The 21281-nt window shown below is 48.4% G+C and carries 6 protein-coding genes; all 6 read right to left on the bottom strand.

The features are described 5' to 3' along the window. Nucleotides 1-498: 498 nt before the first annotated feature. The 6 genes from EAE90_RS19485 to EAE90_RS19460 all read right to left on the bottom strand — a co-directional run bounded on the left by EAE90_RS19485 (nt 499) and on the right by EAE90_RS19460 (nt 20772). Complete coding sequence (locus EAE90_RS19485) at nt 499-16104, bottom strand: non-ribosomal peptide synthetase (protein ID WP_214054887.1); 15606 nt, start codon at nt 16102-16104, stop codon at nt 499-501. A 115-nt stretch (nt 16105-16219) separates the two neighbouring features. After that, entirely contained in the window at nt 16220-16366 is a 147-nt protein-coding gene (locus tag EAE90_RS19480; RefSeq protein WP_161786695.1) for a hypothetical protein, read from the bottom strand. An 803-nt stretch (nt 16367-17169) separates the two neighbouring features. After that, complete coding sequence (gene prtA / locus EAE90_RS19475; protein ID WP_214054886.1) at nt 17170-18612, bottom strand: serralysin; 1443 nt, start codon at nt 18610-18612, stop codon at nt 17170-17172. 476 nt (nt 18613-19088) lie between these two features. Continuing rightward, the gene (locus EAE90_RS19470) at nt 19089-19343 is read right to left on the bottom strand and encodes a bacteriocin immunity protein (RefSeq protein WP_214054885.1); all 255 of its coding nucleotides are present in this window, start codon (nt 19341-19343) and stop codon (nt 19089-19091) included. Nucleotide 19344: 1 nt separating this feature from the next. Further along, on the bottom strand, nt 19345-19674 hold the full coding sequence (locus EAE90_RS19465) for an HNH endonuclease signature motif containing protein (protein ID WP_214054884.1): 330 nt from the start codon (nt 19672-19674) through the stop codon (nt 19345-19347). A gap of 21 nt (nt 19675-19695) precedes the next feature. Beyond that, nucleotides 19696-20772 (bottom strand): S-type pyocin domain-containing protein, encoded by a 1077-nt coding sequence (locus tag EAE90_RS19460; protein WP_422616005.1) that lies wholly within the window; start codon nt 20770-20772, stop codon nt 19696-19698. Nucleotides 20773-21281 lie beyond the last annotated feature (509 nt).

The raw sequence follows: 21281 nt of genomic DNA, 5'->3' as shown, positions 1-21281 counted from the left end.
GTAAAAGAAGCATGATTATCAGCTTAAGTTAATGCGAATGAGAATAAATTCAGTTACACAGAAGAGAATAGTCGATTACGATGGATTAATAAGAACTGCCATTACTGACATTTTCATAGAATATCTTCTGTTTTAAAGGATAGCAACATAACTATTATTATTTTAAACCTCATAGGATTATAAGTGCGTAAATGACAGAAAATAACTCCCATTACATTCGACATTGAAGCGTTAAGAGTGTTTAAATTCATTTAAAAGTGTAATAATTGTTTAAAAGTGTAAACATCGTTTACATGTGTAGGCAATGCTGAAAAATAGGATTTCTCCGCTAGCATCAGGTTTAAAATTTGATAAAAAAATAAGGCACCGAAGTGATTAACATTCGGTGCCTTATACTCAGCGAGATTGTCCGGCTATTATAAAAATCTTTAACCGGACAAACTGATCTTTAACTATTTTTATTTAAGTATAACTTTTCATCCCGCAATATCACTGGCATTACAGTGCCTCCTCCTCACAATTCATTGCCAACGCCATGCTTAAGGTCTTAGCCAAAATAGTTTTATTTTCACTATCCTCCATCAGGCTAAAATGGTCCCCCGGCACCGAGGTTAACTGTAGCGAAGAGTCGGGAACTATCTGTTCCCAACCTAACGACGGTTCCATCGTTACGGACTGTAGCGCAACATCGGTGACAAACGGGATCTGCGGATAAGATTCCATTGCATAGAATTGATGTAGCGTTATCGCCAGAGCTTTCGGCTGATAATCCTTGACCATTTGGACATAATTTCCCATCTGTAGCCAACGTTTGGCAATTAAGTCAGGACGCAGATTTGATGGGTATAATTCCAGTTCCTGCGCTGCGGCAATAAATTGCACTAAATTTAGTTCGTCCATTTTCTCATGCAATGCGGCAATCTCTTGAGGATGCTCATCCACTGACTGCCTTGCCAATTCAGCAAGGAACTGAAGTTTAGGTTGATCGACTCGTGTCTTGAAGCAGTGCGGAGCCGGTGTATCAATTAGCCCCAAGAAATTAACTGTCTCTCCGGCATGCAACAGTTGCTGAGCAATGGCATAAGCCAGTATACCGCCAGAAGAGTAGCCGTATATCCGATACGGTCCTTCTGGCTGCACCGCCTTCATAAAGGTGATCATTCTGCTCGCCAGCGCTTCAATGGTCGATGCCTGTTCCTCATTGATAGACGGCCAAGGTAGCGCATAAATCGGGTAATCCGCCTGAATATGCTGAGCCAGCCCGAAAACATATGAGTAATCATCCATGCCGCTCGGTACGAAGAATAGCGGCGGCTCGGTACCATCCGGTCGTACCGGTATGGCGCTGATTTGCCACTGAGACAGCGGATCTGAGGTGATCTCCGCCACCAGTTCCGCTAACACCGGGAATTGGAACAGATTATTCAATGAACAAATCAATCCCCGTTCTGCGGCCAGATTGATCATCCGCATAGCGAGCAGCGAGTGTCCACCCAAGGTAAAGAAGTTGTCATGCCGACCAATCCGCTCGACCCCCAGTAATTCACGCCAGATAGCCGCCAAGGCGATCTCTGTTTCTCCTTGCGGCGCCTCATAGATCTGACGGGCAAATGCGTTCTGATCAGGCGCTGGCAATGCCCGGTGATCCAACTTGCCGTTCGGCGTCAACGGAAAAGCGTCCAGACGCACAAAGGCTGACGGCACCATATAGTCAGGCAATAAGGCTCTTAAATGACGATGTAATTGGCTTGCCAACTCGTTATTCTCTGGCGCCGCCACATAAGCCACCAGACGTTTATCCTGATTATCACCTAACGCCAAAACAATCGCCTCACGCACATCAGGGTACTCCGTCAACCGCGCTTCAATTTCACCCGGTTCAATGCGGAAGCCGCGGATTTTAATCTGCTGATCGTTACGACCAACGAACACCAGATTGCCATCCGGCAGGTAGCGGGCTAAATCCCCGGTGCGGTACATACGAGCATCAGGTTGATCGCTGAACGGATCGACCAGAAAGCGTTCAGCCGTCAAATCAGGGCGGTTGAGGTAGCCACGGGCAACACCAGCACCTCCAATGTACAGTTCTCCCACCGCCCCAAACGGCACTGGCTGGCCGTGATTATCCAGGAGATAGATACATGTATTCGCTGTCGGGCGCCCAATCGGGATCAGCACATCCGCATAGTCTGACGGGCAACGCCAACAGGTTGCACAGACGGTGATTTCTGTCGGGCCATAAGCATTAAATAGCGTTGCCCGATCACGTAGTGTCTGCAACAACGCCGCACCGGGCGCTTCTCCGCCCAGGATTAAAGTGGGCTTTATGGTTATCGCCGGTAAATCGGCCCCATCCCGTAGCAGAGCCGGGGTTAAACAGGCATGGGTTACTCGCCGCTCTTCCAGATAATGCCAAAGGCGCAGCGGGTCCTGACGAACCGTATCAACCGGAATGTCCAGTGTCGCTCCCCCACACAGCGCCATCATGATTTCCCAGACACTGGCATCGAAACCAAATGAGGCAAATTGCAACAGCCGACTATCCGCGTGAATGTCAAATTGAGTGATTTTCTCCCCAATCAGATTGACCAAGCCACAGTGTTCCACCATCACCCCTTTCGGCGTACCGGTGGAGCCAGAGGTGTAAATCACATATGCCAAATGTCGTGAGGTCAGCGCCGGGATGTGTGGATTGCTGTCCGGCTGATCAGGCAGGATCGTGGGATCAAGCACCGTTAATGCAGCAAGCGCCTGTTCGCCTAGCGCAGTACGGCCCGCATTATCCGCCAGTACCACTGATGGCGCCGCATCCGTAAGCATATAAGCCAACCGATCACTCGGATAGGCTGGATCTAAAGGAACATAAGCGCCGCCCGCTTTCAGTACCGCCAGCAGCGCTATCACTCTCGACGGTGAACGTGTGACGCAAATCGCCACCCGTTGATCAGGCTCTACGCCGAGTTCAATTAATTGATGAGCCAGTCGGTTAGCACATGCATTCAATTCTGCATAGCTGAGGGTTTGCTCTTCGTATATCAGTGCTGTAGCCTCGGGATTGCTCGCCACTTGCTGTTCAAACAGGTGGTGAATGCACAACAGGTCGGAATAGGCCGTTTGCGGACCATTGCCGATTTCCAGTAACAATTTCCTTTCTACTGCCGGTAAAACTTCTAACTGCCGAATCGGAGTTTCTGGAGCGCGTTCAAGTGCTTCTGCCAGACTTTCCAGCGCCCGTTGCATATAACCACACACCCGCTCGGCATCAAACGGCTGGACGATTTGCGCGGTCAGTCCCAGTGCATCGCCAAAATCTTCCACCGATAGCGTAAACGGATAGTTGGTCCGCTCCTGCGCACCGAGGAATTCGACGCCGCTCATGATTTCATTCGACGTCGCCGACGACGCATTGTGTCGATAGTTCAGCAAAGTACTAAACAGCGGCGTTCCACCTTGTACGCCACTACAACGTTGAGCCAGTGCCAACGAAGCATATTCGTGTTCCAATAATCCCGCCAGCCGGTGATGTGCTGCCTGTACGCTGTCTCGCACCGAGGTATCATCCATATTCAGGCATAGCGGCAAGGTATTGATAAACAGCCCCATGCCATTTTCAGCCCCTTCACCCGCCGCCATACGTCCAAACAAGACGGTGCCAAATACCACTTGCTGCTGTCCGCTGGTACGCGACAATACCTGCGCCCAAGCCAAATGGCACAGCGCCGCCAGACTGACGCCCAACCGCCGCGCCTGACCACGTAAACGGTCATTTAATTCAGGGGCCAACATCCGGTGCGATTCGGTCATCTGCGAACCATCATGGCGAACTTCCGCCAACCCGAACGGTAATGTTGGTTCAGTCACCTCAGCCAACATTTCAGTAAAGAAATCCGCATGTTCTGCCTGGCTCATCCCTAACCGGGACTGGGCCACCAGATTACGGAATGGCGCCGGGTCAGATAAGTTGCTTTCCTGACCGTCAAGGTATGCCTGAACTTCGTGGCTCATCACATCCAGTGCGGTATGGTCGCCAATCAAATGATGCATCAGTTGCAACACAATCCAGCGACCATCACGCTCCTGCGCCACCACAAAGCGCAACAGCGGCGCCTGCCCCAAATCGAGGCGATATTGGCGTGGGTTAAAACGTTGCGTTAGTTGGTCGCTGATCGGCCCGTCCGCCGGATCTAATGTCAATTCCGTCACCGACAACCGCACCTGACGGCAGACAATCTGTGCCGGTACGGATAATCCTTGCCAGATAAAGGCAGTCCGCAAGATGTCATGACGATTAATCACCTGTTGAACCGCCGCCAGATAACGATCCAATAATGGCCGATTAGCAAAGGCCATTTGACCGGCCAACAGATAAGGATCGCCTTCGTCTGCCAGCAAATGGTGGAACAAGATCCCATCCTGTAACGGCGATAATGCATAGATATCTTGAATATTGGCTACCCCGCCCGGTACCTGTTCGACGAGGTGATCAATTTCAGACTGAGTGAGATCAATCAGCGGCAACATTTCTGGTGTTAATAAGGTGGTGTCCGGTGTAATAACGTTGACCGGCACTTTCTCGATCTGATTCAACTTCAATGTTTGCGCCAGTTCAGACAGTACCGGGGTTTGGAACAGATCACGCACTGCCAGCGTTAATCCCAAGTTACGCAGACGTTCAACCATGCGTACCGCGAGCAATGAATGCCCTCCCAAAGCAAAGAAGCTGTCGTATCGGCTGATCTGCTCAATGCCCAATAATTCACGCCAGATATCGGCCAATACGGTTTCAGTTTCTCCCTGTGGCGCGGCGTAAATCTGGCGGGCAAAAGCTTCTTCCCCCGGCGCAGGCAGCGCCCGGCGATCCAGCTTGCCGTTAGGCGTCAGCGGAAAAGCCTCCAGTCGCACAAAGGCCGCCGGTATCATGTAATCAGGCAACAACCCGCTCAGATATTCTCGCAGGCAGTTAACCAACCCGTCATCTTCTGCCGCCACTACATAAGCCACCAGCCGTTTGTCCTGACCATCACCCAAAGCCAGTACCAGCGCTTCACGCACTGCGGGGTGTTCTGTCAGCCGGGTTTCGATTTCCCCCGGCTCAATGCGGAAACCACGGATCTTAATCTGTTGGTCATTACGGCCAACAAATACCAGATTGCCATCCGGCAGGTAACGCACCAAATCCCCGGTTCGATACATCCGGGCATCAGCAATTTCACTAAATGGATCTGCAAGGAAACGCTCGTCAGTCAACTCAGAGCGATTGAGATAGCCACGCGCTACACCGACGCCACCAATATAGAGTTCACCTACTGCTCCCAATGGCACCGGCTGGCCGAGGGCGTTCAACAGATAAATACGGGTGTTGGCTGTCGGGCGCCCAATAGGAATGAATTCATCCCCACAGTTTGAATAACTTGCATAGTTTGATGGGCAACGCCAGCTAGTGGCGCAAACGGTGATTTCCGTTGGACCATATGCATTGAACACTGTGGCCTTGTTGCGCAGCGCCTTAAGCAATGCCGCACTGGGCGCTTCACCCCCCAGTATTAATGTGGGCTTTATCGCTATCACAGGCAAATCAGCGCCATCCCGCAACAGAGCCGGTGTCAGGCAGGCGTACGTTACCGCGTGCGCTTCCAGATAATGCCAGAGAAGATTGGGGTCCTGACGAATAGTGTCAACAGGAATATCCAAAGTAGCGCCACTGCACAGCGCCATCATGGTTTCCCAGACTCCCGCATCAAAACCAAATGAGGCAAACTGTAACATTCGGCTAGCGGGCAGAATGCCGAATCGGGCGATTTTATCCCGAATAAGGTTAACCAACCCACGATGTTCCACCATCACCCCTTTTGGCGTGCCGGTCGAGCCAGAAGTGTAAATCACATACGCCAGATGGCGAGCGGTCAATGTAGGCAGTTGTGGATTGCTATCCGGTTGATCAGGTAATGAATTTGGATCAAGGAGAGTCTTCCCGGCAAGCATCTCCTCGCCTAAAGCTGAACGTCCGACATTATCGGCCAGTAAAATCATCGGTTCAGCATCAGTCAAAATATGGGCCAGACGTTCACCCGGATAGGCCGGGTCCAATGGCACGTAAGCGCCTCCCGCTTTTAACACCGCCAACAGCGCCACTATCCGCGCCGGTGAACTTGCTACGCAAATCGCCACCCGCTGATCCGGCGTTACACCCAGTGCAATAAGTTGATGCGCCAACCGGTTAGCATCAGTATTCAATTCCGCATAACTGAGGGACCGCTCTTCACACTCCAACGCCGTGGCATCCGGGGTCTTCTCCACCTGCTGTTCAAACAGTTGATGAATGCACAACCGCTCAGGATACGCGGTTTCAGTGGCGTTCCAGGTTTTTAATAACAATGTGCGTTCGGTTGTCGGCAGAATGTCTAACTGCTGTACCGGCATATCGGGCGTCCGCTCAAGGGCATCCACCAGACTTGCCAACGCCTGTTGCATATAACCGCATATCCGTTCTGGATCGAATGGTTGCACTACTTGCGCTGTCAGCCCTAAATCAGAACCCCCATCCTCTACCGACAAGACAAACGGATAGTTGGTCCGCTCCTGTGCGCCAAGGAATTCAATACCGCTCATAATTTCATCCGGCGTTACCGGCCGGGTGTTATGTCGATAGTTCAACAGCGCATTAAAAAGCGGCGTTCCACTGGCTACGCCACTGCAACGTTGCGCCAGCGCCAGTGAAGCGTGTTCATGTTCCAACAATCCCGCCAGTCGGCTATGTGCTGTGCGTACACTGTCACGCACCGGGGTATTATCGATATCCAACCGTAACGGCAAGGTGTTAATAAATAGCCCCATGCCACTATCAAATCCTTCACCCGCCTGCATACGTCCAAACAGCACGGTGCCAAACACCACTTGTTGCTGACCGCTGGTACGCGACAATACCTGTGCCCAAGCCAAATGACACAGCGCCGCCACACTGACGCCCAACCGCCGCGCCTGACCACGTAAGCGATCATTTAGTTCCGCTGTCAGCATTCGGTGAGATTCCGTCACCTGTGAACCATCATGATGTGCTTCCGCCAACCCAAACGGCAACGTTGGCTCATCCACCTCAGCCAGCATGTCAGTAAAGAAGCGAGTATGTTCTGCCTGACTGACTCCCTGCTGAGCCTGTGCCACTAAATGACGGAACGGAACCGGCGCAGGCAAGCTGTCTATTCTCCCGGTGAGGCAAGCCTGTACTTCGCTGTTCATCACCTCCAACGTGGTGTGGTCGCCAATTAGGTGATGCAACAATTGCAATACAATCCAACGGCCATCACTCTCCTGTGCCACAACGAAACGTAATAACGGCGCCTGATTCAGGTCAATACGATGTCGGCGCGGGTCAAAACGTTGAGCCAGTTGGTCACTGATCGGTCCATCAGCCGGATCGAGGGTCAATTCCGTCACTGACAAAGGCGCCTGACGGCAAACCACCTGAGCCGGTACGGATAATCCTTCCCAGATAAAGGCAGTACGCAAGATGTCATGACGGTCAACCACCTGTTGAACCGCAGCCAGATAACGGTCTAGTAAAGACCGATCAGCAAAAGCCTGTTGAGTGATTAGCAAATAGGGATCACCCTCATTTGCCAACAAATGGTGGAACAAAATACCATCCTGTAACGGCGACAGCGCATAGATATCCTGAATATTGGCAATCCCACCCGGTACTTGCTCAACAATGCGGTCAATTTCAGCTTGTGTCAGATCAATCAGCGGCAACATCGCTGGCGTCAGCACTGTCGTATCCGCTGTAATACGGTTATCAGGCACGCTAATTTCACGATGCTGCGCCAAAGATTGGGCCAATACACTTAATGTCGGATGCTGGAATAGCGTTTGCACCGATAGGCCCAAACCTATACGTCGTAAACGTTCGATCATCCTGACCGCCAACAGCGAGTGACCGCCCAAGGCAAAGAAACTGTCATGTCGGCCAATCTGCTCAACATTCAGTAATTCGCGCCAGATAGCAGCTAATGCTATTTCAATTTCCCCTTGTGGCGCTTGGTAAGCCTGACGGGCAAAAGCGTCCTCCCCCGGTGCGGGCAGTGCTCGGCGATCCAACTTACCGTTAGGGGTCAGCGGAAAGGCATCCAAACGCACAAAAGCCGACGGTATCATATAGTCAGGCAAAATATCACTCAGGTGCTCACGCAGTCTGGTGGCCAGTCCGTCATCCGCTGGCGCCACCACATAAGCCACCAGACGTTTATCCTGCCCGTCACCCAACGCCAATACCAGCGCTTCACTTACCTCAGAGTGTTCAATCAGCCGTGCTTCAATTTCTCCCGGCTCAATGCGGAAACCACGGATTTTAACCTGTTGGTCATTACGGCCAACAAACACCAGATTGCCGTCCGGCAAGTAGCGAGCCAAATCTCCGGTACGGTACATCCGGGCATTCGGTTCATTACTAAATGGATCATTCAGGAAACGTTCAGCCGTCAATTCAGGGCGATTGAGATAACCACGCGCTACCCCAACGCCGCCAATATACAATTCCCCCACTGTACCCAATGGAACAGGCTGGCGGTGTTCATCCAGCAGATAGAGACGTTTGTTGGCGGCCGGGCTGCCGATGGGGATGACTCCTCCGGTATAATCGGCCGGACAATCCCAAGTGGTCGCGCACACGGTGGTTTCCGTCGGTCCATAAGCGTTAAACAAATCGGCCCGGCTGCACAGTGCCTGAAATAACGCGGTACTCGGCGCTTCTCCTGCAAATATTAAGGTTGGTTTTATCGCTATCGCCGGTAAATCGGCGCCGTCATGAAACATAGCTGGCGTCAAACAGGCATGAGTTACCGCCTGTTCTTCCAGGTAATGCCAGAGACGCTGTGGATCTTGCCGCACGGTTTCGGTAGGAATAACCAGCATGGCCCCACAACTCAGCGCCATCATGATTTCCCAGACACTGGCATCGAAACCAAATGAAGCAAACTGCAACATGCGGCTGGTGGCACAAAAATCAAACTGGTCAATTTGTGTCAGCGTCAAATTAACCACGCTACGATGTTCAATCATCACGCCTTTTGGTCTGCCGGTTGAGCCGGAGGTGTAAATCACATAGGCCAGATGCTGTGAGGTCAGTCCAAAAACTTGCGGGTTACTATCCGGCTGCTCCGGTAAGGTATTCGGATCGAGCACCGTCAGCGTCGCCAGAACGTCTTCACTTAATGCTGCCCGCCCGGCATTATCCGCCATCAAAATAACCGGCGTCGCATCAGTGAGCATATAAGCCAGACGTTCACCGGGATAGGCTGGATCTAACGGCACATAGGCCCCGCCCGCTTTCAACACCGCCAACAACCCGATTATCCTCGCGAGTGAGCGTGTCACACAAATCGCCACCCGCTGATCCGGCGTTACACCTAAGGCGATAAGCTGATGAGCTAACCGATTGGCGCGGGCATTGAGTTCCGCGTAACTGAGCGTCTGGTTTTCATAGATTACTGCTATGGCGTCCGGGGTCTGCTCTGCCTGTTGTTCAAACAACTGATGCACACATACCTGAGTAGGATACGATTCTTCGGTCGCATTCAAATTCTCCAGCAATAGCTCCCGTTCAGCGGATGATAAAATGTCGATAGCCGTGACAGGCTGTTGAGGCTGGTTCACTATTGCCCGCAATATAGCCTGCAAATAACCCACCTGTCGTTCAATGGTTTCATGGTCGAACAGGGCAGAAGAGTAGTTCAGCTCTCCAACAATTTCGCCCGCCTTCTCCGTTAATTCCAGTTGCAGATCGAATTTCGCTATATCATATTCCAGCTCGAAGGGTGTTACCGTCAATTCCGGTAATTGCCATTCCTCTGTTTCATTCTCCTGCCAGGCAAACATTACCTGGAACAGTGGTGTATGCTCCGGTCTGCGCGGCGGTTGAACAATTTCCACTACCTGCTCGAAAGGCAGATCTTGATGCTCCTGCGCTCCCAGTGTCGTCTGCCGTACACGCCGCAGTAGTGTGGCCACATCCGGCATGTCGGATAAATCGATACGCAACGCTAATGTGTTAACAAAGAAGCCAAGCAGTGGTTCAATTTCCCGCAGATTGCGGTTAGCGCTTGGTATACCAATGACGACATCATCCTGACCAGACAAACGTGACAACAGCGCAGCCCAAGCGGTCAGCAATGTCATAAACAGTGTGGCGCCGTGTTGTTGCCCCAGATGTTTTAGGGCCTGTACCAACGGAGCATCAATGTGCACCGCTACCCGGCCGCCGGTAAATGATTGTTGGAAGGGTCGAGGTCTGTCTATCGGCAACTCAAGCAATACCGGTGCGTCTGCCAACGTCCGGCGCCAGTAATCACTCTGCGCCTGTACTCCTTCACCAGAAAATACCTGCCGCTGCCAGGCCGCATAATCAGGATATTGAATGGTCAATAGCGGCAATGGATCAGGCTGTTGATTTAGACCAGCAGCGTAGAGTGCAACCAGTTCTGATTCAAGTATCTTTAAAGACCAAGCATCGGAGATAATATGATGCTGAGTCAGTAAGAATATATGCTCTTCATCGGCCAGTTGGATCAATGCGCAACGAATTAGGGGGCCACGAGCAAGATCAAACGGCGTTTTGGCTTCCTGTACACACAAGAGCTTAAATTGTTCGTCCACGTTAGATGCTTTACGTAAATCGTATTTTTTCACCGGTAGACCAAATTCCGCCGGTAACAGTTCAACCTGAGGCTGACCATCAACTGTGATAAAAATAGAACGAAGCGCCTCGTGGCGAGCGAGCAGGCGATTCAGGGCCTGCTGCCAGGCAGAAAAGTTTAGCCGTCCACGTAAACGCAAGGCTGTCGGAACATGGTAGGTATCACTCACCCCCTCAAATTGCGCCAGAAACCACAGACGCTGTTGACCAAACGATAAGGGCAAGACACTATCGCGAGATATTGGCCTAATTGCAGGCAATTTATCATTGGCCGCATGACGTTGTGCGCAGATCTTCTCGGTAAACGCAGACAATGACGGAAACATAAACAACTCAGCCAACGGCAGATCGACACCGAAAACCGCTATCCGGTTCATCATCCGTACCGCCAACAGGGAATGTCCGCCCAAGGCAAAGAAATTGTCATGTCGGCCAATCTGCTCAACGCCTAGCAATTCACGCCAGATAGCCGCCACTGCAATTTCCATTTCCCCTTGTGGCGCGACATAAATTTGACGGGCAAAGGCATCTTCCCCCGGCGCCGGTAATGCCCGATGATCCAATTTACCGTTTGGCGTCAGCGGGAAAGCCGCCAGACGCACAAAAGCTGCGGGCACCATATAATCAGGCAGCATAGCACTCAAATGGGTGTGCAAACTGGCCGCCAGTCCGCTATCCTCTTCGGCTACAATATAGGCAACTAAACGCTTATCCTGTCCATCCCCCAAGGTCACGATCCGTGCTTCGCGCACCATAGGGTGTTCTGTCAATCGAGCTTCGATTTCACCCGGCTCGATACGGAAACCGCGGATTTTAATCTGCTGGTCGTTACGACCAACAAACACCAGATTGCCGTCCGGCAAGTAGCGCGCCAAATCCCCAGTCCGGTACATTCTGGCATCGGCAGCGTCACTAAATGGATCAGCCAGGAAGCGTTCGTCGGTCAGATCAGGACGATTGAGATAACCGCGAGCAACACCATCTCCACCAATATAGAGTTCCCCCACCGCGCCCAATGGAACTGGCTGACCGTGGTTATCCAGTAGGTAAAGACGAGTATTCGCCGTCGGGCGACCAATAGAGACCAACACATCAGTATAGTGTGACGGGCAACGCCAATTGGTGGCACAGACGGTAATTTCTGTCGGCCCATAGGCATTAAATAGAGTCGCCTGATGACTAAGCGCCCGTAGTAGCGCGGGGCTAGGGGCTTCACCGCCCAATATCAAGGTCGGTTTTATTGCTATCGTTGGCAAATCAGCCCCTTCTCGCAACAAAGCAGGAGTCAAGCAGGCGTGCGTCACCAATTGCTCTTCCAGATAATGCCAGAGGCGACGCGGGTCTTGACGAACGGTTTCGTCTGGAATAACCAAGCAGGCTCCACCGCCTAATGCCATCATGATTTCCCAAACACCGGCATCAAAGCCAAATGAAGCAAACTGTAACATCCGGCTAGCAGGGCGAATGTCGAATCGGCTGATTTTATCCCGGATAAGATTGACCAGCCCACGATGTTCAATCATTACCCCTTTGGGCGTCCCAGTCGATCCGGAAGTGTAAATCACGTAGGCCAGATGGCGAGAGGTCAATGCAGGAACTTGCGGATTGCCGTCCGGCTGGTCAGGTAAGATATGCGGGTCTAGTACCGTCAGCTCCGCAAGCGTTTGCTCACCCAATGCAGCCCGCCCGGTACTATCCACCAACACGATTGTTTTCAACCCCGCCGGGGCTGCATCGGTCAGGATATGCAACAGTCGTTCTCCCGGATAAGCCGGGTCCAACGGCACATAAGCTCCGCCCGCTTTCAGCACCGCCAGCACCGCTATTACCCGCGCCGGTGAACTTGTCATGCAGATCGCCACTCGTTGATCTGGCACGATACCCAAGGCAAGCAGTTGATGGGCTAGCCGGTTAGCATCGGCATTCAATTGTCCATAGCTGAGCGTCTGATTTTCATACACCAGCGCCGCAGCCTCTGGGGTTTTCTCCGCTTGTTGTTCAATCAACTGATGAATACAGAGTTGTTCAGGATAGGGTGTTTCTGTCGCGTTCCAGTTTTCCAGCAATAATGTACGTTCCGATGCAGGCAAAACGTTGAGCGCTCGCACCGGTGTTTCCGGCGCCAGTTCAAGGGCATCCGCCAGACTTTCCAGCGCCTGTTGCATATAACCACATACCCGCTCTGAATCAAACGGTTGTACCACCTGGGCAGTCAACCCCAGTGTGGCGCCGCCATCCTCTACTGACAGGACAAACGGGTAGTTGGTTCTCTCCTGTTCACCCAGAAATTCGATTCCTGGCATCGCCTCATGCGGGATCATCGGTTGCTCATTGTGCCGGTAGTTCAGTAGGGCGCTAAAAAGCGGCGTGCCTCCCTGTACTCCGCTGCAACGTTGAGCCAACGCCAATGAAGCATGCTCATAATCCAGCAATCCGGCTAATCGGGTATGCGCCAACTTAACGCTATCCTGTACCGGAGTATCATCAATATCCAACCGTAGTGGTAAGGTATTGATAAACAGCCCCATGCCATTGTCAGCCCCTTCCCCCGCCGCCATGCGTCCAAACAGCACGGTGCCGAACACCACTTTCTCTTGTCCGCTGGTCCGCGATAACACCTGTGCCCAAGCCAGATGACACAGGGTTGCCAGACTGACGCCCAGACGTCTTGCCTGCGCACGCAGACGATCATTCAGCGTGGGAGACAGCATCCGGTGCGCCTGTACGACCTGAGAACCATCACGATGTACCTCAGTCAGCCCAAACGGTAACGTCGGTTCATCCACTTCTGCCAACATGTCGGTAAAAAATCGGTGATGTTCTGTCTGGTCAACCCCTTGCCGAGCTTGAGCCACCAGATTGCGGAACGGTACCGGCGCCGTTAGGTTATTGCCCTGTCCGTCAAGATAGGCCCGAACTTCGCGGTTCATGACTTCCAGCGTAGTATGGTCGCCAATCAGGTGATGTTGTAATTGCAGTACGTACCAGCGACCATCCGTCTCCTGTGCTACCACAAAGCGTAACAACGGCGCCTGACTGAGGTCGAAACGGTGTTGCCGCGGATCAAAACGTCGCGCCAGTTGGTCACTGACCGGCCCGTCAGCCGGGTTTAACGTCAGTTCAGTCACTGACAACGGGGCCTGACGCCAAACCACCTGCGCCGGGATGGATAATCCTTGCCAGATAAAAGCGGTACGCAAAATATCATGGCGGTCAACCACCTGTTGTACCGCAAATAAATAGCGGTCTAACAAGCCACGGTCAGCAAAGATCATTGGGTAGGCCAGCAAGTAAGGATCACCCTCTTTCGCCAGCAGATGGTGGAATAAGATACCGTCCTGCAACGGCGATAGCGCATAAATATCCTGAATATTGACCACTCCACCCGGTACCTGCTCGACGATGCGATCAATATCTGGCTGAGTTAAATCGATTAGCGGCAACATCGCTGGCGTCAATTCAGTGGTCGCCGGGGTAATGACATTCGGCGGCACTGCCATAATCTGATGCTGCCCCAATGTTTGGGCCAACTCCGCCAGTATTGGCGATTGAAACAGGTCGCGGGCAGATAACGTCAGTCCTAAATGGCGTAGCTGTTCAATCATGCGTACGCCGAGTAGTGAATGACCGCCCAGTGCAAAGAAGCTGTCATGCCGACTTATCTGCTCAATACCCAATAACTCGCGCCAGATAGTAGCCAATGCAATTTCCCGTTCTCCTTGCGGCGCGGCGTAAATCTGACGGGCAAAAGCGTCTTCCCCCGGTGTCGGCAACGCCCGGCGATCCAATTTGCCATTGGGAGTTAGCGGGAATTCATCCAGACGCACAAAGGCCACCGGCACCATATAATCAGGCAACCGCGCACTTAGATGTTCACGCAAGTGAGTCGGCAATTCGTTATCCGATTCCGCCAACACATAAGCAACTAACTGCTTGTTCTGCCCTTCGCCTGATGCCAATACCACCGCTTCTCGTACTGTTGGATACTCCGCCAAGCAAGCTTCAATCTCCCCCGGTTCAATCCGAAAGCCCCGAATTTTCACTTGCTGATCGTTGCGGCCAAGGAATTCGAGATTACCATCCGGCAGGTAGCGAGCTAAATCTCCGGTCCGGTACATCCGCGCATCCGGTACATCATTAAATGGATCAAGCACAAAGCGTTCGGCAGTCAATTCAGGGCGATTGAGATAACCGCAGGCCACCCCGTCGCCTCCAACATAAATCTCGCCCACCCTTCCCAATGGCACCGGCTGGCCCTGCTCATCCAGTAAGTAAACCCGCGTGTTAGCAATTGGTCGGCCAATAGGAATGTTGGTTGTTCCTGCGGCCAAAGCATCAATCCGGTATGTGGTGGTAAAGGTGGTGCCTTCGGTCGGTCCATAGGCATTCAATAACTGTTGAGGCGGGTTGTTGCGTAAAATTTGGGCAATTACATGAGGATCAAGGACATCGCCGCCGACAATCAGGTTTTTCATCTGTGGAAGGAGTGGAGACAACTCCGCCGCCAGCCGGTTAAACAGGCCGACACTTAACCATAAGATATTAATTTGATAACGGTCTAATGTTTGGACAAATTCCTGTGGCGTTAACAAAGTCGTGTGGTCAATAACGACTAGTGCCCCACCATTGAGCAAAGGGGCCCAAACTTCAAAGGTGCTGGCATCGAATGCGGGGTTAGCTGCGAAGGCGACTCGATCATTAGGTTCAATTTCAACATAGCTATTATTAATAACCAGTCGAACCACAGCGCGGTGAGGCACAATCACCCCTTTGGGGATGCCAGTCGAGCCGGAAGTGTACATAATATACGCTGGCGCGATACTGGAACAAGGTAAGTCAGGATTAAAGCCCTCCTCTTTGTTCACATCTGTCTCATCAGAGAGACGAATTAGCGGAACATCCAGATCAGCCGGGATATCCACTTCTGCACCGGTGAGCAGCAATTTGGCTAAGCAATCGTTTATCAGCCAATTTTTTCTCTCGTTCGGCGCTCCCGGATCAATAGGGACATAAACCGCCCCCGCCTTGAGGATAGCCAATTGAGCTACCACCAACTCGATAGATCGCTCTAACAGGATTGCCACATGGTCATTTGGGCTAACCCCTTGTTTAATCAGTTGATAAGTCAGTCGGTTAGCACGAGCATTCAATTCCTCATAACTCAGGACCTTATCACCTGCTATTAACGCCGTAGCTGTCGGGTTTTTTTCTACTTGTCGTTCAAACAACTGATGGATACCCAACTGATCAGGATAAACGGTTTCAGTGGCGTTCCAAGTTTCCAATAGCAGTGTACGTTCAGCCTCTGACAACAAATTAAGTTTCTGAACAGATATGTCATCACCAACCTTTTCTGGCGGTACTTGTACTAATCCAGCGTCAAAGATAATTTCCTTTTTAGCCATGCTATCTTTCATCTACTTACTACCTCAACGAATCTGTTAGTTATTTGAAAACTGTCATTCTCAACAGTCATCACAAATGTTTTGCCCTTCTTTCCTCAAAGAAATAAAAACGGGCACACACCAGGCATCAATTAAGATCCTCAGACAGCACATTCTTTTGGACGCTGGATGTAATGGCCCGGTTGATAACCGCATAATTAACAATTCTGCGACAATTATTTTCCTGATAACGGAATAAACGGTTCACCCAGTGAACCGGCAAAAGATATTCCATTTTTGTTCCTATTTTTTAATAAGCGCCTTTGATTTTGTGCAATTTTTTATTGGCTGACGCTGAATTCCATAACTAAATAAAAATGGATTCATTGAATATATTTACTGGCATGAGTGATAAATCCCTGCTGTATTTGTCCATTTTGAATTAATATCATATGTAAATTATTTCATAAAAAAATTAAACAGTTAGCAAGACAAATTAAACCTCCTGATCCTCAATTAACACCGCATTTATTTTGATAATTCTCTGCAAAATGGACCTACCCATATTCCAGCAGGAAACAGATTGCACCATAAAAGACATGATTTATCATTTAGTTATATTGATTAATGTATATTTATACACGTAAAAATTATCAACCTGCCTGATTACATATTATTTTATAATAATCAAATTATACAACTGATGTAAACGTTAATTATATTTAACACCGGCATGAAACAATTTCAAATTAAAACTAACTTCCATATATATTGTTTTGTCATAATAAAATAATACGACTGATGTATATATTAATTATGTTTAATATCACCAATAAATAATTTTAATTTAAAAATAAATTATTTTGAGATTGTTTTTAAATAAAAAAATCACACAATTAATTACTTATTCAAATGTATTTGACTTATTATATAATAGAAAAATGGTAGATTAGGAACTCCAACCACATGGACAGGAAACAGATGACAGAATACGGAAGACAGAAGATGGAAGACAGAAGGCAGCAAAATTACACGTTCAGATGCTCAAAGTGACTAAACGAATAACCGCATCCGGTCAGATGCGGTTGTGTTGTTGTGTTATGAAAGGATGAAATCAGCCTCTGTCAGCGCTTCTCCAACGATCTTCACCCCAAAACCATTTTGGGATAATTCTCCTCCCATATTAATAACGAAATCATTTACCTTGTTAACGCTGTCATAGCTGATCACAGCTTCCCCAACAGCACCGGTAAATTCCTCGACAAATTTAATAGTGTCTTTTCCTGCTTTACCCAAATCGAACAATGACAAATCAATCTTGTCTTCACCGGAAACAAAGTCATGAATCCAATCACGCTCAAGGAAAGGTGATTCTTTGGCATTCAAGTAGACAAATGTATCTTTGCCTTCCCCGCCCCAAAGATGATCAGCTCCCAGTCCACCGTAAATGATGTCATCACCTGTACCACCCTTCAGAGTATTATTGGCATCATTCCCGATCAGAATGTCATTACCACTGCCGCCAATCGCATTTTCAATTGTGACGCCACGAGCAATAGAGACATTTCCTTTCAGACCGCCAACATCCGAGAAAGAAGCTTCATTCAAGTTAATACGTTGATTTTGAGTAAAACCAGAGAAATCAAAGGTATCATTACCACCCGCATCCCAGGCAGTGAACACGAGTTTGCTCTTTGCATCTTTTGCCGTATAGAAATCGCGATCGGTGTTGGAATTAAAACCATATACAGTGTCGCCGGTACGGGTAGTATTATTTGCGCCATACAACAACTGAATAGCAGAAATATCGTTAAGTAATGGCGCAGAAGAATCAATACCTTTAAAGTCCTGTCCGGTATTTTTTTCACTGAAATAACCCATGATGGTATAAGCACCGCTATCTTCAAAATAAATAGCCTTATTCTTGTAAGTCGGTACTACCTTATCAGACGCATCATAATCAGCCGGATGATCCAACCCCAGTGTATGACCAATCTCATGAGTAAATGTATGGCGGCCATAACCATTCACTCCAATATCATTTTTTAAGAAAGTACTGCTTTCCGCGTTATACCAAGTTCCGACTTGTTTCAAACCTGAGTTTGGCATCTCAGCAAACGCATAATCCCCGGTTAAACTAAAATCAAAGAAACCAAAAGTGACATTCGCCTTATTCGCATCGGAGGTTTCCGTGAATTTAATATTTGCGACATCAGTCCAAGATTGAATTGACAGTTTTGCAGCAGCTTTTTGCTGTTCATTAAATGCTGAAAATCCATAAATACTCCACGGCATGTCATCCGGTTCACTCTCCAGGAAATTATACGTTAATTGGAAAGTTTCAGATTTGTCATTACTCTGATGCCCCCAACGGTAATCACTTCGGATTAACTCTTTCGCCGCATCTTTACTAGGCTCATGCCCAACGACAATATTAGGATCTTTACCTGGAATATAAGCCTGTAACCAAGTCAATACCTCATTTGCCTTTGCTGAACCACTAACTTCTTCCAAATATGAAATTTTCCTCTTTAAAGACATATATTTCTCCATAAGTTCAAAGCTTAAATATAAAAAACTTTCTATTTAATTAAACACCTGTCAATAAAACCTATAAGTGATGGGCTATCCCGGCCACGCAATTTAAAATCCCTGTCCATAAAAGTAACACTAAAGTTAATTACGTAAAAAACAATTAACATATTTTTTTAATATAAAGGTGATAAAAATAGCATAAAACAAATAAACAATTGTTTTATATAACATAGCTATTTAAGACAAAAAATATCGCTAATTTTTATCAGTATTTTCTTTTAAAATTATTACCAATTTAATTATCCATATAGTAAACTTAAAAAATTTTATAAAATCATTATTAATAATTTTATAAAGTAACTATTAAAACAAGCAAAAAAAATAAGGGAAATATGTATTGCCAGATAATACTTTATCTATTATATAAAGTTTTTCTCTGAGAGAATTAAATTGGATTTATTAATCGAATCCACTTGGGATGATTATTCTTTAAAGCCCGATTTACCGTTTTTGGCTCGCCATTCTTTTATTACTTTAAGCACGCCTTTAGGACTATCTTCAACTCCATTCTCTGGATAGAAAATTAGTCCATTTCCGTTTGGATGTTCTACAAGTTTTTCAAAATGATCTATTAAATCATCATGTTCTTCCTCTGAAACATCCACCGCCCATATTTTATTCAATAGAGATAAGAATTCAGCTTCAGTATAATCTTCCAGTTTGTTTTTCAATTCCATCTTACATGCCCTCTCTGTTAGAATGGAGTTCAATATGTTTTTTCGGTGTTACCACTCGTAAATTATCTATATCATAGACAGCTCCACCATCTTTAATTGGTTTTACATGGTGGATATCGAATTTTTTCTTTCCACCTATTTGTTCAGTTGGAATGGAAAATGGCGCATACCCAAACTCTCTAATTCTTTTTTTATTTACATCAGAAAAATCCTTTGCCAATTGAGGATCATTACCAACCTCTTTCCAAAACGCCCTTCTGAAATCATCAAAGTTATTAAATGTCTTCCCTCGCAACTTATCCGCTATCTGACTGGGAATCGGTGCTCCCATATCTTGTCCTGCAAGACTTAATCAATTACCCTCAACTTTTTGCCCTCGACCAGTCACCACTCCCGGTTGATTTCGAGGGGTATTAAACATCACATAGATCGGTTTAATACCTAAATTGGCTGGAAATACCAGAATATAATCGCGAAAATCCTTCTCTTCCGGTATAGGCAACGATTCAATATCACTACCCACTTTATCTGGAATCGGTAATACCGTTATCTGCGATGGAATAAACGGCTGTTCCTCATTCCCGGTATGGGATGGAATCTTGAATTCCTGTTCGTTTGGTGTCCATAGAATCGTTGGCCGATTTTCTCCCGGCTCCCAGAACTCATAATTACCGGTGGCAGGATTCAGTTTCATCATACGAACCGGCACTTTATCCAGACCACTTTCCCGGCTGACGTGATAGCCTTGAACCGTCATCCTGCCGCTTTTTTCGTCTCTGATCCAGCGAAAACGAACACGAGTCGACGCTTTACCAAACTGTTCTGCAATCTCACTAAGATGATGCTGGTTTAAATAATCTTCCTCGCCTTCATTTAATCCGGACGAATAAAACAGCCCCATTAATCCAACTGTCAACGGATTTGGTACCGCCAGCCAACGCCCGGCGCTGGTAATGCCACCACCAATGTAACGCATCACCAATGTTTCACTATCCGCTACAGCGCTGCGGGTAGTTGCAGCCACAGCGATGGCAGCGGCTTCGGCCTTATCTTTGCTGCCGCTAAACCACCGTTTATACCAGGGTAATTTTTTATCTTGCGGTTTATCCGGTTTGGGTGGATGTTTGTTACTCTGCGGGGGCTGTTCAGGTTTTGATACTGTTACCGAAGCAGGAGATAACGGAACCTGATATATCGCCATCCTGCCAAAGTTATCTACCAGTTCAGTCTCCGTACCGGCATCGGTACAACCTTTACCTCGCTGGCGGGATTTGGCAAATACCGGGCTCGGTGGAGGAGGTGCCTGTGTTACAGGCGGTGGTGAGGATTGGATATTCCCCACTTCCTTCACCGGTGATGAGAAGTTTTGCGCTGCCATATGAGCAGGCGCTTGTTGACGAGGCTGATCCTGTTTCTCGTAACTGTCCATCACAGAATTAATAAATCTGGCCCGACAGGGACAAGTGCTAACACTATCCAATGTGCCAGCCAACTTACGCCACAAGTTGTTTTATCACCAACCAGCAGGAAATACCCTATTGCCATCTATTCACTTCTCCATTGATTTATATACCCGTCATCTTTCAAGTTGCCTCTTTGTTGGCTGTACTCACTCACCCCGGTAACATAGTTCTCTATGCTCCCGGGGATTCGCTCCCTTGCCATCGCGATCCATCTTGAAATCTATAAGGTATAGCATGAAGAGTGGTTCTAACTGAAATCATCATGTTTTCACCACTTATGGATTAATAAGTGTTCAATGATGCAATGAATTTGACCTAAAAATATATAGGAATATTCCGAAATTTATCGAAATTAAGTTGCTTGATGCCGGTATTACCTTATATTTTTTAACAATCATTAAATATTTATTTATCAAAAGCGAATATCACGAATAAATTTGAAACCAATGACGATATTGGTTTTGCATGCAAGTGA

The sequence above is a fragment of the Photorhabdus caribbeanensis genome (genome assembly GCF_018448885.1).
Lineage (GTDB): Bacteria > Pseudomonadota > Gammaproteobacteria > Enterobacterales > Enterobacteriaceae > Photorhabdus > Photorhabdus caribbeanensis.
Note: the sequence above shows the minus strand (reverse complement) of the source record. Positions and strands in the feature narration are given on the sequence as shown.

What these genes read in the sequence shown, in the direction of transcription:
- prtA (WP_214054886.1), bottom strand. Translation starts at nt 18,612, where the DNA reads ATGTCTTTAAAGAGGAAAATTTCATATTTGGAAGAAGTTAGTGGTTCA.
- EAE90_RS19460 (WP_422616005.1), bottom strand. Translation starts at nt 20,772, where the DNA reads ATGGACAGTTACGAGAAACAGGATCAGCCTCGTCAACAAGCGCCTGCT.
- EAE90_RS19480 (WP_161786695.1), bottom strand. Translation starts at nt 16,366, where the DNA reads ATGGAATATCTTTTGCCGGTTCACTGGGTGAACCGTTTATTCCGTTAT.
- EAE90_RS19465 (WP_214054884.1), bottom strand. Translation starts at nt 19,674, where the DNA reads ATGGGAGCACCGATTCCCAGTCAGATAGCGGATAAGTTGCGAGGGAAG.
- EAE90_RS19470 (WP_214054885.1), bottom strand. Translation starts at nt 19,343, where the DNA reads ATGGAATTGAAAAACAAACTGGAAGATTATACTGAAGCTGAATTCTTA.
- EAE90_RS19485 (WP_214054887.1), bottom strand. Translation starts at nt 16,104, where the DNA reads ATGAAAGATAGCATGGCTAAAAAGGAAATTATCTTTGACGCTGGATTA.